Annotated in this window: 22 protein-coding genes, 1 tRNA gene and 1 pseudogene; 11 read left to right on the top strand and 13 right to left on the bottom strand. The window is 51.2% G+C overall.

Translation table 11 applies throughout. From position 1 onward, the window contains the following. Nucleotides 1-5: 5 nt before the first annotated feature. Together ACN0YH_RS22140 and ACN0YH_RS22145 are read right to left on the bottom strand one after the other, a co-directional pair. The gene (locus ACN0YH_RS22140) at nt 6-968 is read right to left on the bottom strand and encodes a hypothetical protein (protein ID WP_417381777.1); all 963 of its coding nucleotides are present in this window, start codon (nt 966-968) and stop codon (nt 6-8) included. Between the two features lie 150 nt (nt 969-1,118). Continuing rightward, entirely contained in the window at nt 1,119-4,304 is a 3,186-nt protein-coding gene (locus tag ACN0YH_RS22145; RefSeq protein ID WP_417381778.1) for a YCF48-related protein, read from the bottom strand. 274 nt (nt 4,305-4,578) lie between these two features. Between ACN0YH_RS22145 and ACN0YH_RS22150 the strand changes: the two genes are divergently transcribed. After that, nucleotides 4,579-4,663, top strand: a tRNA-Leu gene (locus tag ACN0YH_RS22150). Nucleotides 4,664-4,927: 264 nt separating this feature from the next. On the opposite strand, the pseudogene ACN0YH_RS22155 reads toward ACN0YH_RS22150, so the two are convergent. The 8 genes and pseudogenes from ACN0YH_RS22155 to ACN0YH_RS22190 all read right to left on the bottom strand — a co-directional run. After that, a pseudogene (locus ACN0YH_RS22155) lies at nt 4,928-5,074 on the bottom strand (IS4 family transposase); the annotation flags it as partial. A 15-nt stretch (nt 5,075-5,089) separates the two neighbouring features. Continuing rightward, nucleotides 5,090-5,254, bottom strand: coding sequence for an IS66 family insertion sequence element accessory protein TnpA (gene tnpA, locus ACN0YH_RS22160; RefSeq protein WP_417381779.1), 165 nt, complete (start codon nt 5,252-5,254; stop codon nt 5,090-5,092). A 241-nt stretch (nt 5,255-5,495) separates the two neighbouring features. Next, nucleotides 5,496-6,137, bottom strand: coding sequence for a HEAT repeat domain-containing protein (locus ACN0YH_RS22165; protein ID WP_417381780.1), 642 nt, complete (start codon nt 6,135-6,137; stop codon nt 5,496-5,498). 10 nt (nt 6,138-6,147) lie between these two features. Beyond that, a complete protein-coding gene (locus ACN0YH_RS22170) occupies nt 6,148-7,278 on the bottom strand; it encodes an RHS repeat domain-containing protein (RefSeq protein ID WP_417381781.1) in 1,131 nt (376 codons plus the stop codon). A 151-nt stretch (nt 7,279-7,429) separates the two neighbouring features. After that, nucleotides 7,430-7,597, bottom strand: a complete 168-nt coding sequence (locus ACN0YH_RS22175; protein ID WP_417381782.1) for a hypothetical protein — start codon at nt 7,595-7,597, stop codon at nt 7,430-7,432. Nucleotides 7,598-7,739: 142 nt separating this feature from the next. After that, on the bottom strand, nt 7,740-8,186 hold the full coding sequence (locus ACN0YH_RS22180; protein WP_417381783.1) for a hypothetical protein: 447 nt from the start codon (nt 8,184-8,186) through the stop codon (nt 7,740-7,742). A gap of 559 nt (nt 8,187-8,745) precedes the next feature. Further along, nucleotides 8,746-9,285, bottom strand: coding sequence for a hypothetical protein (locus ACN0YH_RS22185; RefSeq protein ID WP_417381784.1), 540 nt, complete (start codon nt 9,283-9,285; stop codon nt 8,746-8,748). A gap of 51 nt (nt 9,286-9,336) precedes the next feature. Continuing rightward, the gene (locus ACN0YH_RS22190) at nt 9,337-9,474 is read right to left on the bottom strand and encodes a hypothetical protein (protein ID WP_417381785.1); all 138 of its coding nucleotides are present in this window, start codon (nt 9,472-9,474) and stop codon (nt 9,337-9,339) included. 118 nt (nt 9,475-9,592) lie between these two features. On the opposite strand from ACN0YH_RS22190, the gene ACN0YH_RS22195 reads away from it, so the two are divergent. The 5 genes from ACN0YH_RS22195 (at nt 9,593) to ACN0YH_RS22215 (ending at nt 16,066) form a co-directional block, all read left to right on the top strand. After that, entirely contained in the window at nt 9,593-10,975 is a 1,383-nt protein-coding gene (locus tag ACN0YH_RS22195; protein WP_417381786.1) for a sulfatase, read from the top strand. After that, nucleotides 10,972-12,411, top strand: coding sequence for a sulfatase-like hydrolase/transferase (locus ACN0YH_RS22200; protein ID WP_417381787.1), 1,440 nt, complete (start codon nt 10,972-10,974; stop codon nt 12,409-12,411). Before ACN0YH_RS22195 ends, ACN0YH_RS22200 begins: the two co-directional genes overlap by 4 nt. Nucleotides 12,412-12,468: 57 nt before the next feature. Continuing rightward, on the top strand, nt 12,469-13,944 hold the full coding sequence (locus ACN0YH_RS22205) for a sulfatase (protein ID WP_417381815.1): 1,476 nt from the start codon (nt 12,469-12,471) through the stop codon (nt 13,942-13,944). Nucleotides 13,945-13,978: 34 nt separating this feature from the next. After that, on the top strand, nt 13,979-15,031 hold the full coding sequence (locus tag ACN0YH_RS22210) for a 6-bladed beta-propeller (protein WP_417381788.1): 1,053 nt from the start codon (nt 13,979-13,981) through the stop codon (nt 15,029-15,031). 66 nt (nt 15,032-15,097) lie between these two features. Further along, nucleotides 15,098-16,066 carry a hypothetical protein gene (locus tag ACN0YH_RS22215; RefSeq protein WP_417381789.1) on the top strand — a complete coding sequence of 323 codons (969 nt, stop codon included), beginning with the start codon at nt 15,098-15,100 and terminating at the stop codon, nt 16,064-16,066. 54 nt (nt 16,067-16,120) lie between these two features. On the opposite strand, the gene ACN0YH_RS22220 is transcribed toward ACN0YH_RS22215, so the two are convergent. From ACN0YH_RS22220 to sbnA, 3 genes are read right to left on the bottom strand one after another with little or no spacing between them, the layout of a single operon-like run. Next, on the bottom strand, nt 16,121-17,620 hold the full coding sequence (locus ACN0YH_RS22220; RefSeq protein WP_417381790.1) for a Y4yA family PLP-dependent enzyme: 1,500 nt from the start codon (nt 17,618-17,620) through the stop codon (nt 16,121-16,123). Beyond that, a complete protein-coding gene (locus ACN0YH_RS22225) occupies nt 17,617-19,356 on the bottom strand; it encodes an FAD/NAD(P)-binding protein (protein WP_417381791.1) in 1,740 nt (579 codons plus the stop codon). Before ACN0YH_RS22225 ends, ACN0YH_RS22220 begins: the two co-directional genes overlap by 4 nt. Next, on the bottom strand, nt 19,353-20,453 hold the full coding sequence (gene sbnA / locus ACN0YH_RS22230; RefSeq protein ID WP_417381792.1) for a 2,3-diaminopropionate biosynthesis protein SbnA: 1,101 nt from the start codon (nt 20,451-20,453) through the stop codon (nt 19,353-19,355). Before sbnA ends, ACN0YH_RS22225 begins: the two co-directional genes overlap by 4 nt. A gap of 386 nt (nt 20,454-20,839) precedes the next feature. Between sbnA and ACN0YH_RS22235 the strand changes: the two genes are divergently transcribed. The 5 genes from ACN0YH_RS22235 to ACN0YH_RS22255 all read left to right on the top strand — a co-directional run bounded on the left by ACN0YH_RS22235 (nt 20,840) and on the right by ACN0YH_RS22255 (nt 26,131). Beyond that, nucleotides 20,840-21,613 carry a kappa-carrageenase gene (locus ACN0YH_RS22235; protein WP_417381793.1) on the top strand — a complete coding sequence of 258 codons (774 nt, stop codon included), beginning with the start codon at nt 20,840-20,842 and terminating at the stop codon, nt 21,611-21,613. A gap of 24 nt (nt 21,614-21,637) precedes the next feature. After that, nucleotides 21,638-22,000, top strand: a complete 363-nt coding sequence (locus tag ACN0YH_RS22240; RefSeq protein WP_417381794.1) for a hypothetical protein — start codon at nt 21,638-21,640, stop codon at nt 21,998-22,000. Between the two features lie 254 nt (nt 22,001-22,254). Further along, nucleotides 22,255-23,052, top strand: a complete 798-nt coding sequence (locus ACN0YH_RS22245; RefSeq protein ID WP_417381795.1) for a transglutaminase domain-containing protein — start codon at nt 22,255-22,257, stop codon at nt 23,050-23,052. Nucleotides 23,053-23,426: 374 nt separating this feature from the next. Further along, nucleotides 23,427-24,113 (top strand): hypothetical protein, encoded by a 687-nt coding sequence (locus ACN0YH_RS22250; RefSeq protein ID WP_417381796.1) that lies wholly within the window; start codon nt 23,427-23,429, stop codon nt 24,111-24,113. Further along, on the top strand, nt 24,113-26,131 hold the full coding sequence (locus ACN0YH_RS22255) for an ATP-binding protein (RefSeq protein ID WP_417381797.1): 2,019 nt from the start codon (nt 24,113-24,115) through the stop codon (nt 26,129-26,131). Before ACN0YH_RS22250 ends, ACN0YH_RS22255 begins: the two co-directional genes overlap by 1 nt. Nucleotides 26,132-26,212: the final 81 nt, after the last annotated feature.

Below are 26,212 nucleotides of genomic sequence, written 5' to 3' on the forward strand. Positions count from 1 at the left end.
TCGCATCACTGTCCGCGCCACAGAACCTGATCCGATATTTCCAATCGCTCCTGTGCTACTGCAATCTCATTTTTGAAACGGCGGGCATCGACGGGATAACCTTTCGTCGGCTTCAGGTCTGATACGTGCTGACACCAATACTGATTAAACTGCTCCATCATCACTTCGCGCGTGTACTTGCAGACCATTGAAGACACGGCCACCGGGAAATGTTCCTCTGCCCTCGTCTGAAAACGGACTTCTGTATTGCCGATCCTGTAGACGCTCTTCTGGGTCGATTCTTCCACGCGAAAGATCATCTCCCCGTCCAGAATTTCATCCAGAAATTCATCGTAGCGATTCCGCCCGCCATGCTTATCGCCAATAATCAGCGTCGGCTCAGAACACTCCCGGTCCCAGACTCGCGTCAGCAGATTCATGCACAGTCGAGTCAGCAGCACCCCTTTACTGCCATATTCCCGGCACAAAGTATTGAACCGTGCGGGTAATACAATCTCCGAGCAGATCCCCCTCAGCTCAATGCCGGCAGACTCCAGAGCCTGCTGTAGACGCTGTCGAGACTCCTCAATCGACTCAACGTCAACGACTGAAGGCAGTTCAAACCGCCGTTCCCCGCTCCAGGGTTCTCTATGAATTTCATCCAGATGATTGGGACTCCCAATCAGCAACCGCCATAGTTCTCCCAGCGAAGCCAGTTGCTCTGTCTGACTATGCAGTTGCAGAAACGGCAGCGTCGAACGTTCCAGCGGCGCCAGCCCCGCGCTCGCGGAGTGTACCTGTTTGGAGTCGGCCACATGCAGATGTTTAGAGTTCTTGCGCGGCTTCTTTTGCGAAACGATCGACTCTAAAACCGGCCAGAAATCAAACTGCCGCGGATCATCGGGCACTTTCCACAAGCTGGCAGTGATGACCAGTGGCCCCAGGTTAGGACCATAACCCGCTTCATCCATACCAACGATAAATCCCATTTTCAACCACAGTCTGCTCGAGGAATGCGTCGCAGAGTACTCGTCTCCGCTGAAAATCATCTTCGAGCCATGATAGGTCATTCATTCCGCTAACGAAATGTTGCCCACCTGCAAAAACGAAATCGTCTTCAATTCTCGAGTGCCGCACGACTATTCAAAACGAATCAGACCAAACGTATCGGGTCGCGGCTCCACCGTCAGCGGATGATTCCAGCCCTCCAAACCCATCGCAGGCAGAATCCGTACGACTGAAAGTCCCCACGTACTGCGTTTCAAGCGGGTCGAAGGCGCCAGCTCGGACAGGGGAATTGCGATCTCCGTCCGCCAGCTCTGCTGATCCTTTTCCCGGGCCACATACCACTGCGGGTTCCAACTGCGATCAATCCAGCAGCGATCACTGGTCCAGCCCCGATGATCGATTTCCATCTGATAAAATGTGGTGTAATCCCGGTCAATGTCAAATGCCAGCGACAGTCGATCCTGTAGTTTCAGATCCGCATCATACCTGCGCCCGGTATCCGGCGCCGCCGGATAATCCAGACCCGCCTTGATCGGAATACTGGCCGCGATGTAAAGGTTTTCATTGTCATAAGACAACAGCACAAACGCGCGGTCCAAGGGATTAACACCTGCATCCGCTTGATTCTCCCTACCAACAGCAGGTTTCTCTAACAGCGTTAATTCCTCAGCGGCCTGCCAGCATTCGTCTGACAGCAGACCATCCAGTACCGGTCGCGTTTTGGTAAAGCGACACAGATACACGGGGCGAGGCGGCGTATCAGCCGGATGCAGTAACCAGTTCTCCGCTTTGGCAATGTTCCTCCACGATTCATTCGCCTCGGGCTTGTGAAAGTTATGAAAGATGTCATCCGCTTTACCGTGTGAACCGATCAGCCGATACAACGAGGCCAGTGGAATCTGTACTTCGGGTGTTTCAAAAAATGCCGGTGCATACTTCTGGAACCAGCGAACTGCGGACAACGCCTGCTTCTTCCAGCTCTCCGCATTCTGTGCACTCCAGTTCTCGGGAGCCCCGGTATTGATCTGGCCCACCTGTCTCACCGTTTGCAGAGAAGGGGAAGGCAACTGCTCGGAAAACTGAAATGCATTCCGTACCGGACTTCCTGCTTGACCGGGATTACTCGTCGACCGCGTCCGTTCCACAGGCACACCTCGATTGCGCTGCCACGCGATTTCTTCACTCGACCAGAGTTGAAACAGCCACAGCATCCCCCGCACCGCCTCCGGCTCGTGCGGGAACTGTTCTACCAGTTCCTGGTAGGTCGCTTCTGCTTTCACCAGGTCATAGCTGGCCACATACTGCTGCGCCAGTTGTTCCAGTTGCAAGGCCGCCTGTCTGCGGGAGAGCCCGCGGGTGATCGTTTTCAAATGTGACATCAATTGTGCAGAAAACAGCGGGTCATTAATCAGCTTCGCTGCCATCGCTCTGATATTCCGTTGACGCTCTGCCAGCTTGCGATTGCGTTCTTCATCGGCAGCCTTGATTTCATTCAGCATCCGGCGGGCATCCGAACCCGGAGCCAGACCAATACCGGCAAACAGGCTTCCCCCACTAATCGCTGCCTGCTTGCCCTGCTCAACCTCAATCAGGCGATACACGCTGCGGGACGCATCGGAACTCAGTGCTTTTCCGAGGATCTGTTTCCCGGTCGCCGACACTGTCGAAGCCGTCGTTCCCAGTCGAGGCAGATATTCGTCCGCGTCCACTGATACGTTCCCTGAACTCCCCTCAGGCAGCCGCAAATAGACTTTCTTGACCTTCCAGGGAGCCAACCCCGCCTGTTCGCGATGTTCAATATAGCGCGTGGAATCAGCCGCGTATCGCACGGCCTGCAGCATCGCATCTTTCATCAATGTCGAAGCCGCATCCTTTCCCACCGGCTGATCCAGAATCAATACTTCCGGTCGCCATGTTCGCAACTGAGCGACAAAACGACTTAACGTGACAGACGCCAGCCGCCCCTCCGTATGTCGGTTCCATTCCTCAATCAGGCGATCCGCATTCTGTTCCAATTCGGGAATCTGCACTGGAAAACGCCAGTCCATACTCCCCACAGCGCCCCCCACACTGGTCACCGCTTCATTCAATCGCAAATCCAAGTCTGCATTCTTTTGCCCCTCCGAACCCAGATCACGGCGAATCGGCAACACCACCAGGCTGCGATATCCCTGGTCCCCGGCATATTTACTCAGCAGATCAAATGAAACCTGTTGCGGCTGAGCGTGCACGCACATGAACGCCACGCGGCGGGGAGCCGCATGATTCGAGCGCCAAGTCCGTCCGCCATCATCGGTCGATAGAATCGTTCCCAGCGCACCGACGGCATAACCATGCTGATCGTCCGCAAAATCAATCGACGCCAGCGGCGCACTCTGACCGGTCCACTGCTGCCGCCATGTTCTGCCTCGATCGTCCGAATGCCAGATCACCGAACCCGGATCACCGGCGACCCAGATCCGCTCGCCGCGAACTTCGACCGTTTTGAAATCCGTAAAATCTTTCAGTTGATCGGGCAGCGCCGTTTCCGGCATCTCCCACACGATCCCTCGGTTCTCTGTTTTTCTCAACAGCGCTCCATCGCCGACCATCCAGCCAGCCCCCGTCATAGGAACCTGGACATCCTGCAGACCGCGTAATCCCTGTGGAGGAAATCGTGGAGGCAAAACGGTTCCGCCACCGACGAGCGTCATTCGTCCCTGGGAACCGGCAACAAGCCCCGTATTAACATCAAAAAATGAGGCACTCCGATAGCCGGCGGATTCGTACCCGGTCACATCCTGCCAGGTCTGTCCGCCATCTGTGGTTTTAAAAACGCCCGTCGCATGCTGCACCGAACTGTCGCCGATCACCACACCTTCATCCATCCCGAAAAATCGTACGTAATGCAGTCGAGGCAATCGTTGCTGCACCAGTTCCTGCCACGTCTGCCCGCCATCTTTTGTGAACAGCAGCACGCCCTGATTCAGATGCCCGTAAGCCGCGGTGCCTCCACCCGCAATCCAGCCAATCTGATTCGTCAGAAAACAGATGCTCTTCAATGGACAATCCACGGGACTGGCGACGAATTGCCAGGTGCGGCCACCATCCTCGGTTTTGCGAATCACCCCCCGGTCACCCACGGCCCAGCCGGTATTTTTACCCAGAAACTGGACGGCATGCAGGTTGGCATCGTCCAGCAGAGGCGAACCTGCAGACGGGGATCGTGTGTCAGCAGACAGGGACGGCAGATTCAAACAGCAGCCCAACAGGAAGAGCAATCCCCACAGCAGACAGTGCACGGGGAGTTTTTCGTTCTTTCGGGTTTGAAACAGCATCGGACATCCTTGTTCGAATAAAACGCGTCACAGAGCAGCAGGCCTCCGTTGCTCTTGAAATCGGGGCTGTACAGTTTACAAAAAATACAGATTTTAAGGGAGAGGAAGTTTAAACGCATTGCAGGAGCATTTTCCTGAAATCCCGGTCATTTCATCCCCAGATTGCCATCCACTTCCCTTGATGGCCCTCCCCGGATTGTTATACTGGGAAATCCTCTTCATTGAGACCATTTTCAGTCATCCGTACAGGTCATCTGATTTGAGTCACAAATGAGCCCAAGTGGCGGAATTGGCAGACGCGCTAGCTTGAGGGGCTAGTGGGGGTAATCCCCGTGGAGGTTCGAGTCCTCTCTTGGGCACTTTGAAACATAAGGACTTAGGGCAATATCGCTCTGAGTCCTTTTTTTATCAATGGAATTACCGCGGACAAATCGCGGACAGAATTTCAATGAGATTGGAATTACATTTGAAGACATGGTCCTCCCACTCGATCACGCATGCGGGAACCGGGGCAGGGACGGACGGTAATTCGACAAATGCCGAGCCGTTCTCCGCTAGCTGCCCTTCCGCCAGGAAAATCCGCTTCTTCAACGCATAGTAGTCGTAACCGTTTCAGCAAACTTTCAATTACCCACAACCCCTTTTCTTAGTTCGAATCCTATTTGGATATCAGTGAGTCGTGATAAGCCGCGCCAGAGCACCATGTTACCCGGGGGTGGGTCTTTCCCGCGCGCCAGATAACCTCCCAACTTGGCAACTTCTGTGATGTAATTGCTAACCGTTGCTTACAGCCAGTAATGGTAAGCTGGTTCGCTCAGTCCCTCACGCTCACAGAAGGCACGGATCGAAAGTCCTGACTGCAGCCGGTCGGAAATAGTTGTTCGCCAGTACGCTTCCCTGTCCGGGTTCCGCCGCTGGTCGGCACGTTGTGTTGGCTGGGATATGGGCATCGCGTTCACTCCTGAATATGTTGGGTTGAAACACATTCAGAATACAATAGCCGTCAAGGTGTATTTCGTGGGCCGGTTACGCTCACCGGAAGGACACGGATCACCGATCACGCCACTGATCGCATAGAAGAACTGCTGCCGGACCAATGGCTCAAGCACCACCCGGAAGCCCGCCGACGCTGAACCGGCAGTGATTCAGTTCAGTCGTTGATAGACCGTGTATTTGCTGAAACGGTTACCTTTAAGGGCTCTCACATTTTTTTAAAATTGCTTTAAGGACTCTTGCTTCGTCAGAGTTAGTTTCTGATTCTCTGAGTTGGGACTTTAGTTGATCTTTGACGTTGCACAAATTACTTGAAACATTAATACGTGATAACAACAATTCTTCTGCTGCAAGCCGTATATCATCTTCAGCATTGGCAATCAGTTGTAATGCAGTATTATCAATTTCCTTAGATTCAAACTTTACGCTTCGAAGAGCAAGAAGTGCATAGATCCTAACAGTTTTGTTAGGATCATGTAGTGCACGTTTACAAAGCCCAGGAACTAAAACGTCACTTTCTTCAGGGTGCGAATTAATTAATTCCATAGAGGTGATAACGGTATTAAGTCTCGTAATTGCATTATTGTGTGACATATACTCCGATATAATTGGCACTGCTGATGGTCCCATTTTCCGAACTCTAGTCGTAGACCTTCGGAGTTGGTTTGATTCTAAATCATAGCGAAGAACCACTTCATTAGGAGCAAGCATCCAAACCAACACAATTATAATCGTAATACAAATTAAGAATGCTAAACACCCAATAAAAGAACGATTACAGGTAAACGCCAAAGGGAAACGAAAAGAATGATGAATTGAATCATCTTGCAGTATACCCATGGTTACTTTCCTACTCATAGGGTCTTCCTATAGTCCCACCTAGATTATTCCCCATACCCTCCCATAGAGAAAATTCAAATGAACCAGTCCCCTTGGCTTTCTCATCACAATATTTACAATCATTAAAAATAGGTTTATCTTTAGTTGGCATGTTCATTGAGATTGGCTCAGACTTAATGTTCTCAAGCTTCATCCATGTACCTGAAGTATCTGCAAAATCAACAACGGCACGTATACTCGCGAATTTCCATCCGGCCTCTACCCACTTCTCTACATATTCAGTATAACCTTCTTCACACTCTCTGCCGGTACTCCCTTTACCCAACTTCCAGGCTCTAGCAGATGCTTTTGCAGTCCATAGATAACCGTTACAAAGTCGTGACAAAAGCCCCCAGAGCACATAGTTCACTTCATATCGGTCTTGCTTGAATCCACCAACAGTAACACAGCGTTTACAACACTCCGAGTGTAGTGGGCAATTTTCGACTTCGAGTCTTGCTGAAATATATAGATCCAATATATCCCATTGAGTCTGTCCTGTACCACACCGCCAATTCATATCATTAATTGACACTCCGGATTTTGCGCCACTTTTGCTAAAGTTAGAAGCAGCTACTTTTTGGACTTCTTTCAAAGTTGCAACAAGACGTTGTAATATTTCTGGACCACAATATGAACATTGTTGCGTTCCACTAGGATCGTAGAGGAACCGTGGTCTATTGGCTACGTAACAATAACGATTAATTGAGTCAACGAATCCAAGCGGATCTACTGAAAGCCACCTTCCAATCATCGGCTGATAAACTCGTGCTCGTACATAATAACTTAGAACTTCCTCGTCAAAATAATACCCCAAATTACCGATAAAACGAAATGGTGCTATTGTCGTTCCGGTACGAGCAATATCATTTCCCCACGCATCATACAAAAATGTATCGGTCACATTTTCATTTTGGTCGGTTAATTGATGGGTAGAGCCTTGCGCATCGTAATGGTAAAAGCTTGTCGAAGTGCTTCTTTGCTGACTGACTACCATCCCAAAAATTGTCGGTTCGTTGGAGTAAGCCGCAGTTGTGGTACCAACATCATCATATTCTTCCAAGTAGCTGTCTTGGTCCCAAAGGTAATTTGTGACTGTCATCGGTTATGTTCCCTTTCTGATACGTCTGTTATCTGTATTATACACAGCAGTGACTCGGCTATTATCAGGTTTTTGAACTAATGTCGGCTGATTTTCATAATCCCAGGTCGTAGTAGTTTTTCCTCCAGAAGGAGCTTCAACTACCTGTTGATTACCATTCGCATCGAAGGTGTAAGTGGTTCGTCGCGTCATAGCTCCAGGTCGTCGGCGTCGCGGACTCATCAATCACTCGCGTCCGATTGCCGGCATTATCATAACTATACTGGAAGCTGCTGATTGTCGTTGAGTCTGATTTTAAGTTGGCAATGATCGTTTTCATCGATCAGCCTTTGGTCGATCGAATGCGATGCGAGATTACTGATGAAGGAATGCCGTAGGCAATGCCACCCTGGAATGACAGGTACAGAGTTGGAGGCAAGGTCACAAGCGCAAAGTTTTCTTGCTGTTTTTTACCACCAAAGCTAACTGGAATCTGTAGAAAAGTGAATTTTACCACGTTTGAAGTTTAAATGCCCATACCATATTTCTTTGGGACCTGTTAAGGGAACATTTGCAGTCATAATTTGCCAAAAATTTGATGCTCTAGGTCCATTTTTAGTACGAAAGAGGGAGAAATTATATTCATAAAGATGATCCATCGGATAATCTAAAAAGTCTCCTTGCTTATTCGGTCGAATATAAAAATGGATTGAGTCATTTAAAATCTTCACTCTAATTGTATCCGTATCACAATAACTGTTTGCTGTTTGAGCATCATCCTTTGATAACGCAATCAGAAAAGATTCCCAAGTTCGAGAGGGCCAAGTATACCACCACAGCCCCACTGCAGTTATGCTGAATCCAATTATGATAAAGATTGATAAGGTACCTGAAAGTTTCTTAAGTCTTCGATAATTTCTTATGTTCATATCAATAGCCTCTCGATTTACCCTATGCAAAGTAATGGAACAGCTGCACCTTCTCCAGCGATAGGCATTTGTCGGTCTGGATGACTTGGATTATTTGGTGGCGCCATACCATGAGATTGTCTCTTGGAAAAATTAGACACATCTGAGCTCAAGATACTCTGGGTAACGTCAAGACTATGGTCCAAACTAAAGTAATAAAAACTACTGATACAAGCCATGGTGGTTTGTTCTTCAAGAAGAATATCATTGAAACTGGTAAAAACACGATAAACGGTATGAAGAATAAAAGAAGAGATATCAATAACACTTCGTTCCCATAGTAAGAAAACACATTTACATAAAACCCATAACAGACGTTTGACATCCCGCACAAAAAGGGAAATATAAGATACTGATAATGTGAACTCCGTTTAGAAAACTGAAGTCTACAAATAAATATAATTAATATGAGCGAGGGGGTAATAAGAAAAAAACCCCACAAAATTTTGTGAGTAGACATAACTTTCTCATTATTATGATTCTAGAAATATTAAATGGACCAGGTCTCTTTTCCACGATTTTAATAACCAATCATCACGTTGGGTAATGCCGCTTTTAAGGTCGAAAATCGCTCTTTAGTTATCCCTTTACACTCTTCAAATGAAATGCTTTTGAGATTCTGAAATGTTGCAAGCTCGGTCATTAATTGATCTGAGATGAAAACGGAAACAAAAATGATTTCCTTGAGTTCACGATTGCTTCGGAGCAGCGAAAAGCCCTTAGACTCCAGCTTACACTCTACGAAGTCCAGCCGCTCAAGCTGATGAACTTGAGAAAGACATGACAGGGCAAATTCATCAATGGCACATGTATCCACATAAAACCACTCGAGAGTCGGAACGTGAGTTAACATTTCGAAATGTCTGCTTTCGAATTTGTCGCCGATAAAAGAGACAAGCTTAGGTTTCTCTCCTGACTCCCAGTCTCCGCCAAGTCGAACGATTTCTCGTCGAATCAGCTCTTCGGTAACGGTCATTTTTCCATAAGGAGGCAGCGCATCAGCTGCGTAAGTACAACTGGCAATCGCGATGACAGCAACAAATGCAATCTGGTGTAACATCGATCTCTCCTTTGATAGCTTGTCCGGTTCGATTGCCTTGTCCCATGCTTTTTATCGGTCCGGAACTTTGATCTGCTGAAGCTGATTGATAATACCGTCCAGACTCTTATAGTCGATCATGTAGCCATCATAGTCAGCGACCTCCAGGTGAGCCAGATCTTTTCGCCTGATTTGAGTTCCTGGCCACATCGTTTACTACGACCTCGCTAAGTGAATTACGTGAAATTGCTTGTGCAGAGACAACTTCGCAAGGTAGCATGATATCAACGATTCTGTTCTCTGAGGCGCTCATCGGGAAAATGATATCATGCCTGTTCGACACTGGATTCCATTCTTTGCGTTTGTGACCATGCTCTGCTTGACAGTAACCGAACAGGCGGAAGCGAAGCAGCCCAACTTTGTCTTCATCATCGCCGACGATTGTACGTTTCGCGATATCGGCTGTTACGGCGGTCAGGCACAGACACCAAACATCGATCGGCTGGCGACCGAAGGCATGCGATTCACGCGTTGCTTTCAGGCGGCGCCCATGTGCTCGCCTACGCGGCACAATATTTACACCGGCCAGTATCCCGTTAAGACCGGGGCCTACCCCAATCACACGCAGGCCAATCGTGGTACGAAAAGTATCGTGCACTACCTGAAACCGCTCGGTTATCGCGTGGCACTTAGCGGTAAAAGTCATGTCGGTCCGAAAGCCGTCTTCCCCTTTGAAAAGCCTGAAGGCGCGGGACTGGTGGCTGCAGCCGATCATTTTTTTAGTGAATGCCAGGACAGCGAAGATCCGTTCTGCATCTTCTTCTGCTCCCGGGAACCACACACGCCCTGGGATCAGGGAGATCCAAGCCGCTACGATGCCAGCCAGTTGAAGCTACCCCCCTACTTTGTCGACACACCGGAAACGCGCGAAGCCATGACCCGCTACCTGGCGGAAATCACCGTGTTTGATGACGAAGTAGGCGGCATCCTCAATCAACTCGATCAACATGGGCTCCGCGACAACACACTGGTCATCGTCGTCAGCGAGCAAGGCAGCAGCATGCCCTTCGCCAAGTGGACCTGTTACGATGCCGGCCTGCAATCCGCGATGATTGCCCGCTGGCCCGGTAAAATTCAACCCGGCACTGTCAACGACGCCATGATCGAATACGTTGACCTGGTCCCCACGTATGTAGCAGCCGCGGGAGGCACGCCTGCTCCGGTGCTGGATGGAAAAAGTCTGCTGCCCGTGTTCTCCGGCAAGCAGGAGCATAAAGACCATGTGTTTGGCGAAATGACCACACGCGGCATCATCAACGGTTCCCCCACGTTCGGCATTCGTTCCGTCCGTTCAAAAGACTTCAAGTACATCTGGAACTTCACACCGGAAATTGAATTTCGCAACGTCGCCATGAAATCGCCCGAGTTCAAAAGCTGGGAAGCGAAAGCCGCCGCCGGCGATGCCGATGCTGCGGATAAAGTCCGCCGCTACAAACAACGCCCCGCGATTGAACTCTACGACATTCACAAAGACCCGTTCGAATGGCATAACCTGGCCGGCAAACCGGAATACGCGAACGTGCAGGCCGAGCTGAAAGCAGAGCTGGACGCCTGGATGAAACACTGCGGCGATAAAGGCCAGCAGACCGAACTCGAAGCCGACCAGCACACCAAAGGTGGTAGCAGGAAAAAGAAACGGAAGCAGAAATGAAACAACTCGTTGTCAGTTTATTGTTGATCATCACAGCAGGCTTCTTTGCCAGCGATGCCGTCGCGCAGCAAACGACGACGAAAACGCGCAAGCCGAACATCATTCTGATCATGGCCGATGATGTCAGCTGGGAATGTTTCAGCAGTTACGGCGCGGAGGATTACCAAACGCCGCACATCGATGCGCTCGCAAAACAGGGAGTCCGATTCACGAACTGTTATTCGACGCCCCTCTGCACGCCGTCCCGCGTGAAGCTGATGACGGGCAAATACAATTTTCGTAACTATACGCACTTTGGTTATCTGAATCCCAAAGAGAAAACGTTCGGCCAGCTGCTGCAGTCAGCCGGTTACAAAACCGCCATCGCCGGCAAGTGGCAGTTAAACGGACTTTATCACGGTGCGGAAGGTCACGCCGACAATACGCGGCCGTTCAAAGCGGGCTTCGATGAATTTTGTCTCTGGCAGGTGACGACGAGAACCAAGATCAAAGAGGGGGGCGGCGAGCGTTTCTGGAGTCCGCCACTGGAGCAGAACGGCAAATTCCTCACGATCGAAGACAATGCAGACCAATACGGCCCGGACATCATGTCGAATTTCCTGTGTGACTTCATCAAAAAGAATAAAGATGAACCCTTCTTCGTCTATTATCCGACGACGCTGGTCCACAATCCGTTTGTCCCCACACCCGATACCATTGGCGACGCACCCCGCACGCAGGCCGCCAACAAACAGCCGAAAGGAAAAGCCGCCCGCAAAGCCAACTTTGTGGCGATGGTCAACTACCTGGATAAAATTGTCGGCAAGATTGTCAAACAGGTGGAGGACGTCGGCCAGCTGGACAACACGCTCATCCTGTTTACCGCCGATAATGGCACGAACGTGCAAATCACCTCCCAGTGGAACGGTCGAACTATTCATGGCGGCAAAGGTTCGACCACCGACATGGGCACCCATGTACCACTCGTCGCCTACTGGAAAGGACACACGCCTCAGGGAGAAGTACTGAATGACCTGATCGACTTCACCGACTTCTACCCCACGTTCGCCGCAATGGCGGATGTTAAGCTCGGAAAAGACGATCCCATCGACGGCCGCAGTTTTCTGCCGCAGTTGAATGGCGAAACAGGACAACCCCGCGACTGGGTGCTGAATCACTACCAGCCCTACTGGGGGCGTTTCACCGGGGATCAATATGTACGGAGCTCTGACTTCAAACTCTACCGCGACGGCCGGTTCTTCAACGTCCCCCAGGATCTCACTGAAAGTCACAATCTCGCAGCAGGTCAGGCAGGCAAACAGGCAGAACAGTCTCGGCAGTTGCTGCAGCAGGCCCTCACCAGTATGCCCCCCGCGCCACCCGTGAAGGGGGGTAAGAACAGCACCACTCGCCCCATCTATCCAGAGTGGCGAAATATTTTAAAGCCCAATGATTAGTTATCGGCACGCAGATACCAACAGAAAGCAGACCCTGTGAACTTCAAGCCGCTCAACATGCCCATCGTTCTCCTGGTCCTGATATTGATTATGTCAGCCCGGACCTCCGCAGCGGAGACAGCTGCGAACACAAAACAACGGCCGAACATTGTCTGGATTCTGGTCGACGATATGTCTTGCCACTTCGGTTACCAGGGGGAGCCCCTGGTCGAGACGCCTCACGTCGACCAACTCGCCCGGGAAGGCGCGGTATTTCGCAACGCCTACGCAACGGCGCCGGTCTGCTCCACATTTCGTTCCGCCCTGATTACAGGCATGTATCAGACCACCATCGGGGCGCACCATCATCGCAGTTCCCGCGGCACATTGAAAATCAACTTACCCGCAGACATGCAGACTGTTCCGGAACTGTTCCGCAAAGCCGGTTATTATACGACGAACGCCAACCCGGAAGGCACCCGGCCCGGCAAAGAGGATTACAACTTCTCTTATCAAAGAGCCAGTCTCTATGACGGCATTGATTGGAAAAAACGTGCCAAAGGCCAGCCCTTCTTCGCGCAATATCAACTGCAGGGGGGAAAACTGCGCAACGTCGGTCGCTGGTACGACGAAGTGAAAACCAGCCTGGACACTCTGATCACAGCAGCAGAAGTCACACTGCCCCCTTATTACCCGGATCACCCCGTGATTCGTGAAGACTGGGCCGCCTACCTGAACTCGGTCTCTTACACCGACAAGCAGGTCGGTCGCATTCTGGCTCAATTAAAATCCGAAAACGTACTCGACAATACAATCATCTTTTTTCTGACTGATCACGGCATCAGTCATGCACGCGGTAAACAGTTTCTCTACGAAGAAGGACTGAAGATACCTTTCGTTGTCTGGGGACCACAATTCGTGGGAACAAAATCGTTACGCGATGAACTGATCGCGCACATTGACCTGGCGGCGACCAGCCTGGCACTCGCGGGCATTGACATTCCCGCAACCATGCAGGGGCGCCCCCTGTTTGGCCCGGATGCCAGGCCGCGTACATACGTGGTATCGGCTCGCGACCGCTGTGACGAAACCGTCGATCACATACGCAGCGTTCGCAAAGGGAATTTCAAGTACATCCGCAATTACCTGCCCGCGCGGCCCTATCTGCAGCCCTGTCGATATAAAGACGGAAAACCATTCATGCCGGTGCTACGCGAACTTTACGCTGCCGGCAAACTGAACGACGTCCAGTCACTGCATCTCGCCGAAACGCGACCCGAAGAAGAACTCTACGATCTCACCAACGATCCCTGGGAGATCCACAACCTGGCCGATGACGCCGCGTATCAAGAACAACTCACCGAATTCCGCTGCCTGCTCGCAAACTGGGAACTCGACACAGACGACCGCGGCCGCTTCCCGGAATCAGAGGCGATGTACGACAGTGATATGAAACCGTACCTGGACAAGAGCCATAAGCGAGAACCCGATCAGGCCGCGATCCTGGAAGCGAATATTCAATTGATGAAACGCTGGCGTGCTGAGGGGAAATAAGAAACGATGATTCACTTTCTCACAGGAGTAAACCATGCTTGACCGCCGACTGCATCGACGCGACTTCCTGGCTCAGACCCTGCTGTCGGGAGCCCTTGCACTGGGAGCTAATCCGTTAAGCGCCAGCGAAAACAAACTGCCTGTGTTGGGACAGAACCAGTTTCGATATCGTCCCGTCGCCGGCTGGGGTGTCCTCGATGACAAAACGCCAGTCAAGAACTGTAGCGCCATGGTCGTTGATGCGCAGGGGCGGATTTATCTGCTCACCGATCACTGTGCGAATAATGTTATTGTGTATGACAAGGATGGAAAACTGTTGAAGAAATGGGGCACACGGTTTCCCGGAGCCCATGGCCTGGAGATCGTCAAAGAGGACGATCGGGAAGTACTGTTCATTACCGATCTGAATCTGCACCGCGTCTTCAAGACCACGCTGGATGGCGAGATTCTGATGGAGGTCACATATCCGAAGTCAACCGGCAAGTATGCCAGCGAGAACGAGTTTCGCCCCGCCTGGACACTGCATCTGCCCAATGGCGATTTCTTCGTGCTGGACGGCTACGGCAAAGATTATATCATGCGCTACAACCGCGTGGGCAAACTCCTGAATTACTTCGGCGGACCGGAAGGAGGCATCGCCCACTGGGGGCCACACGGGGGTGTGATTGATGCTCGCGGTCCCGGCGAACCCGAACTGGTCATCGCGATGAGCGATCAACAGACGATCAAGCGCCTCACCCTGGAGGGCAAACTGATTGAAGAAATCTCGCTGCCCGGTTCGAATCCCCGGATGATCCAGATTGTCGGCGAACACATGTTCGTCCCCCACCTGGCGGATAACTGGCCGAAAGACCGTGACAGTCGCGGTTATATTTCCGTGCTGGATCGCGAATACAAAATCGTCTCCAATATCGGAGGCACCCCGCCCCGCTATATTGACGACACGTTACAGCCTATGCAGCAGCAGGGCAGCTTCTTCCGACATCCGCACGATCTGGTCGTCGCAGCCGACGGCGCGATCTATGTCCCCCAGTTCGCGTCTGGCAATACCTACCCGGTCAAACTGGTACCCGAGACTTCCACATAATTTTTGTGACACTATGATAAACAGACGCGATGCTTACCCCACAGAAAGCTCAATTGAAAGCACACCATGAAATACTTCCATGTAATCTGCATCACCTTACTGACCTGTTTTGTTCTGCAGGGAAGCCCGGCAAACGGAGCAGACAAGAGCCCGGGACACCCACTGCTGATCGGTTACGGTGAAGGCGTCATGCAACTGGACGAGCAGAATCACATCGTCTGGCATTACCAGCAGCCGAACATCGAAACGGTCTATGATGCATGGCAGCTGCAGAACGGGAACGTGCTGTTTTGTCATCGCTATGGCGTGCGGGAAGTGAACCCGGACAAAGAGACGGTGTGGGACTACAAAATACCGCGTGAACCAGGCAAACAGGAAATCAATTCCTGTCAGCCTCTGCCCGACGGCAAGGTGCTGATTCTGGATTGCGGTAACCAGAAGTTGCTGGAGGTCGACCGCAATCAGACAGTGACACACAGCATCGATCTGCCTGATGGCGGCAAGAACGTTCATAACCGCTATATGCAGGCCCGCAAGACCCCACAGGGGACGTACCTGATTTCGTATCGCGATAACAAACTGATTCTGGAACTCAACGCGGAAGGAAAAGAAATCTGGCGGTATAAGCTGAATGACAACGATCGCGCGTTCACCGCGATTCGACTGGCGAACGGTCGCACGCTGATCCCCTGCATTACGTCATATCGGATCATCGAAGTCGACCCGGCAGGCAAAATCACCTGGCAACTGGACAAGCAGGACGACCTGGGTTTCGAACTGTTATATCCCGTCGGCGTGCAGGTCCTCGAAAACGGGAACCTGGTGGTGATCAATTCCGACTATCATCATCGCAAAGGGATGGATAACGACATACAGGCATTTGAAATCACCCGCGATAAACGTGTGCTCTGGACGCTGAAGAAAACAGACCTGGAAGAGGACGGCAAAGTCCCCGTCGTCGAGCGCGGTACCAAAATGCCGTCGCATCATCTGTTGAGTATTCAGGTGCTGGGGGAACCGGCGGAGTTAAAGTAGATTTTTTGAAAGAGCAGAGCTCTATGACTGATCGCCCTTTCTCCCCCGTAAGAATTAATTATAAACCGAGTCAAGCTCAACCTGATTTGTGTCATTATCATAAACGACATTTCGAGCCAATGGGAATTGATGCGAGCGACTTTCCAGAAAATGCATGAAGTAACCCGCAGTATTCGGGAACACAATCAGGTCACCGATCCCCACCCCCTGGGGAAACTGCAACTTTCGCAAGCTCAATAACTCCGACTCGGTACAGTACGCACCGACGAGATAGCCTGAGATATCTGCCGGCGTACGCGGGAGCGGGGGTTCTTCTGTAGCAGGAATCAATAAGGGGTCGACGAGAAAATCATCACTGCTCGTGCGACACTGGGTGCGATTCATCGAGAGTCCGATCAGCCAGTCGCCGGTCGGCTGCTGTTTCCGAAACTCGACGCGTGCCGCCGTGAAGCCACAGCCATCCAGCACACTGCGGCCCGGTTCACACCGCAGTTGGATTTGCCGCTTACGCAGTGAATCCGCGATCGTGCCTGCTTCGCTTTCTGATGTGAGTATACCTTCAAACCAGTTCGCCTGAACCAGACTTTGATAATAAGGATAACAGTGGGGCTTACCAATCAGCGTACCATCCACCGGCGTCAGTCCCAATCCGTGGTTTCGATAGGTGAGTGAACGGTGTTTCCCCAGCAGCGCCCGTCGGTGAGCCTGCCAGAAGTGGTCCCACTCTGTTTCCGATTCAAGATAGCTCATCGGAAACCCGCCGCCAATATCCAGGAACCGGACAGGGAAATCACGGGACCGTAACTCATCGATCAACGGCAGCAGCTGTTGAATGGCTGAGACACGTTGTGCCTGGCAATAGCCGTCCAGATGAAAATGGATGCCAATCAGATTCAAATATTGTAAACAATGGGGGGAAGCATCCTGCAGGTCCTGAAGCAGTGGCAGGAGTTCATCGATATCAAAGCCGAAGCGGGAAGGCAGTTTCGTCCCCTGATGTCGAAAACCACTGAGGCGTACCGCGATGTCTGCCCGACGATTCATTTGTTCTGCCAGAATTACAGTCTGCATCAGTTCATCGAGATGATCGACGGCGATCGTGACACCCGATTCGATACATAGCCGTAGCAGCGCCTCCGATTTTACAGCGGCAGTACAAATGATTTTTTCTTCGGGAACCTGATGATCAAGTACCTGCTGCAGTTCCTGGATGCTGGCCGTATCAATGCCACATCCCAGGTCATGTGCTGCCTCAACAAATGCCAGGCACTTATTCGCTTTGCGGGCGAAATACACATCAAAGTCGAGCCCTTGGGAGTGAGCGACTTCATACAAAGCCGTCACGTTCCGCTCAAACGGTTCTGTGTTGATTACGTTCAGAGGAGATCCATGTTCCTGCACGAGGGCAGGCAGAGTATCACTCTGACAGAGTTGTGTGATCCAGGATTCGAGTTTCGCCGTCAGCGGCAGCATTCCGCGGCAGTAACTGCGCACGTCTCTGCCCGTTTGCTTTATTGAAGAAGATTGTACCAGCGTAGATCCTACCGTTTTCATCTCTTATCCTTTATCGCGATTTGCTCACAGACGCTGCGCGCCCATTGATCGGGGTAGGAATGAAGCTCGCGACTGAGGGTGTCATTTCCCAGGACACAACCTTCCGTAGAACGACCGATGATGGCCAGCCCCTTTGTTTTCTGCTCCTCCAGCTGGATCGGACGGGCTGCGCCATCAACGGCGATTCCCCCCGCGCCCAGCATCCGTCTGATCCAGCCTGAGGAAAGCAATATTTCTAAGAGAGAGTCTTCCGAGAATTGATCACAGGCAGGGATGACCGCATTGATCAGCCGATCCACGGTTGTCTGTTTCCCCTTGGATGCCAGTATCAGTTGGTCCTGATGTAGAACGAGATCAGCCTGCAGATAATCTAAATTCACAATTCCCGCGTCAATGAGTGCAAGCAGTCGTCCTGCATTTTCGGCGGGGGGACCAAACGCCAGTCGCTCCATCTCCCGTGCATAACGTTGAAAGTCGGCCCAGCTGGTCACTGCCAGTCCGTCATAACTGATTCTGCGCACCAGTGCCGAGTACAGTTGCCGAAAAGTTTCGCCCAATGCCCAGGCTTCGTCCGGCGTCTGCTGACCTGTGGCAACACGGCAAGACTGTTGCAAACACTGAAATGTTTCAGCGGGTGAAAAGGTTCTGTTGCTCCAGTCCTGAAACCAGTTATTCAGTCCGACCATGGGCGTATCAGTTCCAATCGGGTGATCGGGAACCAGTGAAAGCAGTGCATCCTCTGCAGTTTTTAAAATGACAGGCCAGAGTGAGGTTTGAAAATCGAGACCTGCCTCTGGTTGTTTAAGTTTCAAAATCCGGAGGCGTCCCTGTTCCCAGACCTGATCCAGTTCCGGGTTGCCTGGAAAATACCGGCGGTCTGGTTTGGCCAGCATCGGGTGTCCCGTCCGGGAAAAAGGCACGATGGTCTGCGCCTCATCCCCGGACGGAAGGTATTTCCAATGCCGGTTTTCACATTGAAATGTTCCGCCCCGCCCTTCTGTCAATGCGAGGCAGGCGTCAATAAAAGTTAAAGCAAATCCACGAACTCCTACCGAGGATTGCCGGGGTACGCGTGCCGGAGTCAGCATCTGCTTGACGGGAAATACTTTTTCGATGACCCGTTCTGACGGTGAGCCTGTAGACGAAGCTGCCCGCCAGCCTTCATGTCCCAGCGCCAGCAGTACTTCATCAAACGCGGTTTCGCTGCCTGTAGTTTCAGCCGTGGTTTCGAGTAACCAGCGGCCATTTGTTCCCTGAATGCCAGTCACTTTCTCCGCAACCCGGGTCACGGACACAAAATCAGGAAACAACTGCAGTGTTTTCTGAAATGAGGCCGATAGATATTCGCCGACAATCGCCCGCGGCGCAAAACCGCTCGGATCAGCATAGTGAGGATATGTGTTTTGCAACCATTCCACGAGTGTAGGAAAAGACTGGGGATCACGCCTGTGCACGGTTTCCGGCCAGACATTGATGAACTCGGAAGCAAAATTCATACGTAAATAGTGTGGCTGTCGCGGATGATAGACGGCCCCTGCCCCGGGAAAAGGGGCCGGCTCATAAATGGTGATATGCACTTCCGACTGTTGACGGGAACGAGCCAGTTCGTAAGCCAGCCGTTCCAGGCAGTACATCCCCTTCGGGCCACAGCCCACCACTGCGATCTTAAAAGGCGACCTTGCAGGAGGACGGATTTTATCAGCGGTACGCTGAGTGGTCTGGAGTGTTGTCATCATACCGTTGCACGTTCCTTGATATATTCACGCAGATGGGGGGTGAAGCGAGACCCTCTCTGTACAGAAACCGTTCCCACTTGACTGGGCTGCTCAACTCGTGCCTGCAGTTCTTCTGCCGCACAACCCAGTTCGCGCTCGACCCATTCATCCGAATAAATAGTATCGAGGTACCGCGTGCCTGAATCATGCAGAATGGCAGCACAGACTTTGGTTCTCAATTCAGGAATCATCGAACGAATCGCTTCCAGAACGCCGCCCGCTGAACCCCCTGCGAGAATCGCCTCATATTTAACCATGCGTCGGCAACCCACCACGCAATCCAGATCGCTGACCCGTTTGACATCATCAAATTTCTGTCCTGCCGCTAACGCAGAGACGTGACCTGCTCCCATTCCGGGGATCCGCCTGCGGCCTGCCAGACCACCAAACAGCACACTCCCTTCCGCATCGACGGCAATCACTTTGGTACGACGTCCCCGTTTTTTCAGGTAGTCCCGGCAGCCACGTGCCGTACCAGTGCTACTGGTCGCCACAAACAGGTAATCGATTTCACCATTCAATGCTTCATCGATTTCCTGAATGGTTCCCTGTTCATGAGCGAGCGGGTTTTTCAAATTACTGTACTGGTTAGGCCAGTAAGAATCGGGAATCTCATTAATGAGTTCCATCACGCGAGCCAGCCGCGCTTTGAGATAAGCGCCTTGCAGAGGCCGTGTGACCCGTTCAATCACCGCGCCGTACGCTTGCATGATGGCAATATTCTGTTCCTGGGCAAACGGATCTACGACACAAATCAGAGGCAGACCATAATAGCAGCAGGCCTGAGCCAGACCGATCCCCATATTACCGGAAGTAGATTCAATGATCGTAGTATCTTTGTTTATCGCTCCAGAGTGGAGCGCATCTTCGATCATCGTGCGGGCAGGACGGTCTTTGGCACTCCCCCCCGGGTTGAAGGCTTCGACCTTGGCGTATAGCTGAACATCGTCTGTTTCCAGGTAGCGTCGTAAACGAATCAAAGGGGTGGAGCCGATGGCATCCAGAACCCCCTCGCAGGGAACTTCACTGATGCTGTCACTTAAATTTATATTGATCATCGTTTTTCTCCGATAGTACTGTTCATGGATGCCCCTCAAGTGTGGGCACCCTGCACAAAAGCGAATTGTATGCCAACTTGAGTTAGATCGTATTTTCGTCTGATTCTAGGGATTTTTCCGATAATAGATCGAGAACAAAGAAAGTAGCTGAAAGCTGAGCAACCAGCCTGATCGCTCGACTTTCATCTATTTCATTCATTTTTTACTGCATGCCGCGGGGCATACTGCCCGAGCCAGTCACTGATTAGAATCGATGCCACAGATCAGTAGAATCTGCTTACTCCTCTGATCAGACCGCTATATAATGTCAGCAACAAGATGCTCATAGACACCTGCTTTCACATGAACGGGAACAGAGCATTATTCCAAAGTCGCGAGGAAGTCCTGTGGAAACGAATTCAGATCACACACCAAAATGCGTTGTTAATCTTGCAGGACTGTTCTGGGGAATAATTCTGGGGGCCCTCTTTCCCCTTGCCATGGTTGCCGCCGCTGATCCTGTTCCTCTCAGAACGGGCCCCGACCGTGAACCAGTTGCATGGAATTTTGTTGCCGGGCAATCAGACGAGTTCGAAGGGATTGAGGTCGATCGCGCGAAATGGAATATTGATACGAAAGACTTTGGTCCCTGGAGTTGGGAACCCCAGAACGTGATACAAAAAAACGGTGCCATGCATCTTCGTATGCTGCAGAAGGAACACCAGCGGGGAAAGCAGGTGCTTTATTACACCTCAGGAATGGCGCGTAACGACAAGACGATCACCTATGGATATTTTGAAGCCCGCATCAAAGGCTGTTCGCGTTACCCTGGTGCGTGTCCGTCATTCTGGCTGTATAGTATCGGCCCTCAAAATCGATATATGGCCCAGGACGGTGAAACAGTCGCCTATTCAGAAATCGATGTCGTCGAGTTACAGCAATGTGAATTTGATTTCAAGACGAAGCAGCACTTTCCCGTGACTCGGATCGACTGCAATCTACATACAACGCTACTGAAAGAAGGCCAGCGCCAATGGGTCAGGCCATATAACCGCCCGGAACTCTGCAGCAACCATTTCGATTCTCCCTGGGATCCGCGCGAGGATTACCACGTTTACGCGGTAGAGAATTCACCAGACTGGATCGTGTGGTACATCGACGGGAAAGAAGTCGCGCGCTAGTCAAACCTGTACTGGCATCTGCCGATGCACGTGACTCTTTCCTTAGGACTGCGTTATCCATTTGTCGCCTACAAAAACGGGGATCGCGTGCCCGTTCCGGAGAAAACCACTGACGCAGGTTTTCCCACAACCATGTCAGTAGATTATGTCCGAGTGTGGCAAAAGCCCGGTGATCCCCCCCAAAAACCGACCACTTCCTGGACGAAAGCCGAATACATTGCGAGGGAAAAAGTGCAATGGGAGAAGAATCACTGGCGTTGGGATCAGCGCAAAGTGGAATCCAATTTCGATCAAATAGACACAAACCTTGATGGCGTGGCCTCCGGGAAGGAGCGACAGGACTGGTATGCAAAGCAGGCTAAAACCGGAAAGCCGCCTGAAAAGTGAAGCACGGACAGGTCTCAAATTGAGATGTGAAAACGCTCTTGGAAACTGCTTCCGTGAATCGAAGGCCGTCACTTTGTCTGTAATCTGATCTCAGCTGAAATCAGGGCTATCTTTTCCACCACACCCGGTGATAATGCATTCCACACTCATTGGGTCTACAGTTCAGATCCCAGATTGAGTCAACCGCTGTCTGTTTCTGAATCCTGCGCCCGCGGAATCTGAAGCATTGGAATCCGTTTTGGAAATCACTCATTATGTGGCTGCACGCATCCTGCTTACTCGACTTCAATATTCCTGTAGAGACCCCCTTTCTGCTGATGCTGCGCCCTCGCAGTGGGGACCAGCAATGGGTGGCTCGTGAACAATATGTGTTGACACCCAGTGTCTCTGCTGTCGAATTCACCGATCCATTCGGAAACCTCTGCCAGCGACTGGTGGCCCCCGCCGGCTCATTTTCGGTTCAGACCTCGTTTGATATTCAAGTCGCCGACTCCTCTGATGCTGCACCCGGTGCCTTCTTTATTCCCGTTGAAGAGTTACCCGAAGATACGCTCCCCTTCCTGCTGCCCAGCCGCTACTGCGAATCAGACCGCTTCACACAGATGGCCCCTACCCTCGTGGAAGGAGTCGCCCCCGGTTACGATCAGTGTAATAAAATTGTCGAGTACATTCGCACGAACATCAAATATGCGCCCGGCGAAGGTCAGGAAATCATTAGCGCCTGCGAAGTCAATGAAAGATCACAGGCGGTCTGCCGCGATATGGCGCACCTCGGAATTGCGTGCTGTCGGGCCCTGTCGATTCCCGCGCGGCTGGTTGTCGGATACCTGGAAACGTTACAGCCGATGGACCTGCATGCCTGGTTTGAAGCCTATGTGGGCGGACGCTGGTATACTTTCGATCCGACACAGGACAACTTGAACGGCGGGCGGGTAGCAATTGCCTATGGTCGCGATGCAGCCGACGTCGCAGTCTACACACAGTTCGGCGATCCGGTCGAACTGTTGAATATGAATGTCAGCGTCGAGCAGATCTCTCCACCCGAGTATTAAGATTCAGCCAGCCTGCTGCAGACTCATCTCTGCGATCTCATTCTTTGATACACCTCAGAATAAGGGTCGGTAAGTCCCTCCTTTTGATGGAATATTTGAGTCTTATCCCTGCACGCAACGCTTCGACACCTGATCCACATGGTCAGTAATCCATTTCAGACTACATGGAGATTCCTCCTTATTTCAGTCACTTTTTGCGGGTTATAAAGACTTGTTATTCTGAGTAAGCCTGTTTGGAAAATGAGCGCAGTTATTAAATTGAAATTACCGGCACACAGGATATTGCAAAATATGATTGAGTATCAGCCGCATTCTGATTTCACTCGTGCTGAAATCAAACGGACTGGTGTAATCCAGCTTTAGAAAATAATAGTATGAACGTCAGCAGTCTCAATCTTTCACCACCATCGCAACAGTCCGGTAGCCAGCGTTCACAGTTTGCACCGATGAATGTGAAATCTCTGGTGCTACCGGCTTTGGCTCTATTCTGGTTGAGCGCTGTCGTATACGGGATGTTTTTTCTCTGGCAGTATCAGTCAACACCCGGTGAAGAACCGCTGGCAGCCACAGCCTGGCCTGACGAGAGCCAGATGACCTTCAATTCAATGCGACCAACACTGGTGATGTTTGCACATCCTCGCTGCCCGTGTACCACTGCCAGCCTGAACGAACTCGCGAAGATCATGACACTCGGTCCGGAACGGGTTGATGCACGGCTTGTGTTTTTCAAATCTTCGGCATTTCCAGAAGGCTGGGAAAAAACGGCTCTCTGGAAAACCGCCGCTGCGATTCCAGGCGTCACGGTTTCCAGTGACAATGATGGTAACCTCGCCAGATTGTTTAATGCAACAACCTCCGGATACGTACTGCTCTATAACACGCAAGGCAAACTGCTGTTTCATGGAGGCATCACAGGATCAAGAGGACATGCCGGTGATAATGCCGGCAAATCAGCCATTGAATCGTTACTGTTACACGGAACGGCAAAGCAACACGAAACCTTCACTTTTGGTTGTCCGTTGCTGAAAGCACATTCGGTATCTCAACAGGAGGTCCAGTGATGTCGTTGTCTATTCTCACAAAGCCCTGCCTGCCTACAGTCTCTCAGAGAGCAGAAGAACTATTTCTGGAAAATCAGCATGATCTGTATCAGAGAACGGACAGGCTGTTTGCCTGCCTGATGATCGTACAGTGGCTGGCAGCAATCGCCGCTGCTCTCTGGATTACGCCGCGTACCTGGATCGGCAACAATAGCGAAGTCCATCTGCATGTCTGGGCGGCCTGCCTGTTGGGCGGACTGATTACCCTGTTCCCCGTCATGCTGACCCTGTTACGTCCCGGTACTATCTTAAGTCGACATGTCATCGCCATCAGCCAGATGCTGACTTCTTCCCTGCTCATCCATCTAAGTGGGGGTCGGATTGAAACTCACTTCCATATTTTCGGATCACTGGCATTTCTGGCATTCTACCGCGACTGGCGTGTGCTGATCTCCGCAACGTCCGTCGTCATCATCGACCATTCCATACTGGGACTGTTTTACCCTCAGACAATCTTCGGAGTGCTCACGGCAAATCCATGGCAAATTGTTGAACACGGAGCCTGGATCATTTTCGAGGATCTGTTCCTGTTCATCGCAATTCACCAGAGTTTACGGGAATTGAAAGCGATGGCACGGCAACGTGCCGTACTGGAGAAAACAAAAGCCGATGTGGAATCAGAGGTACAACATCGGACCCGTGAACTGCATACTGCGAACAAGATGATCTCCGAGAAAAACGACGTTCTCGAACAAATAACAATGGAATTAAAACAGCAGGCTCAAGAGTTACTGGCGGCAAAGGAATCCGCCGAGGCAGCAAACCAGTCCAAGAGTGCTTTCCTGGCAAACATGAGCCACGAAATCCGTACCCCCATGAATGCGATCCTCGGATTCAATGACATTCTACTGGAGGGCGTCAGCGATCCGGAAAATATTGAAGCCGCTCGCACGGTGAAAGAAAATGGTCAGTATCTGATCAAGCTCATCAATGACATTCTGGACCTCTCCAAAATCGAAGCGGAGAAAATGGAAGTCGAGCACGTTAAATGCTCCCCTCACTACTTGCTCAATAATATCTATTCGCTGATGAAAGTTCGCGCTCTCGAAAAGGGACTACCTCTAAATTTCCAGATCGATGGCCCGATCCCCGAAACGATTAATTCAGATCCCACCCGCTTGCGCCAGATTTTGATCAATACCATCGGCAACGCAATCAAATTCACGGAAAGCGGCGCTGTGACTGTCGTCGCCCGTCTGATCGATCTGCCTGGTCAACCAGCCCGCATGCAATTTGATGTCACCGATTCAGGGATTGGAATCGAAAGTAAAAATCTTGACTATCTGTTCAACCCGTTCACCCAGGCGGATGGATCCATGACGCGCAAATTTGGGGGCACGGGTCTGGGACTGACAATCAGTAAACGCTTGACTGAACTGTTGGGTGGTGAAATCACGATTGCCAGTGAACCCGGAAAAGGCAGTACCTTTTCAATCACCATCGAAACCGGCTCACTGGAAAATGTTCCTCTGATCGACTCCCCCCCGATCCAATTTGTTTCAGAAACAAAAATTCCTCAGACCAAAGCAGCCGATGATCTTACTCTGGAAAATTGCCGCTTCCTGCTGACTGAAGACGGACTCGACAATCAGAAATTGATCAGTTTTATCCTGAAAAAAGCAGGAGCTGAGACCACGATTGCTGAAAACGGTCAAACTTCATTTGATCTGGCCATGGCCGCCAAAGAAGCAGGAAAACCTTTTGACGCGGTTCTGATGGATATGCAGATGCCCGTGATGGACGGATATCAGGCAACGAAAAAATTGAGAGCTGCCAACTTTCACGAACCCATCATCGCTTTAACCGCTCATGCCATGCGCGGTGATCGACAAAAATGCCTGGATGCCGGCTGCGACGATTATCTCACCAAGCCCATTGACCGCAGAAAACTGATTGAAGTACTCGCCACTTATGTCCAGAAACCAGAACAAACAGCGACAAGCTACCGGCTGAAACGCTCTGCTGACATCAAGACATAAAAATCGCCGGCATCTCCCACTTACCTCTCTGATTTATTTTTGAAAATCACAGACTTTCAGCGTGATATCTCCTGATCCATC

This window comes from Gimesia sp. (genome assembly GCF_048262075.1).
In the GTDB taxonomy this organism is placed as follows: Bacteria; Planctomycetota; Planctomycetia; order Planctomycetales; family Planctomycetaceae; genus Gimesia.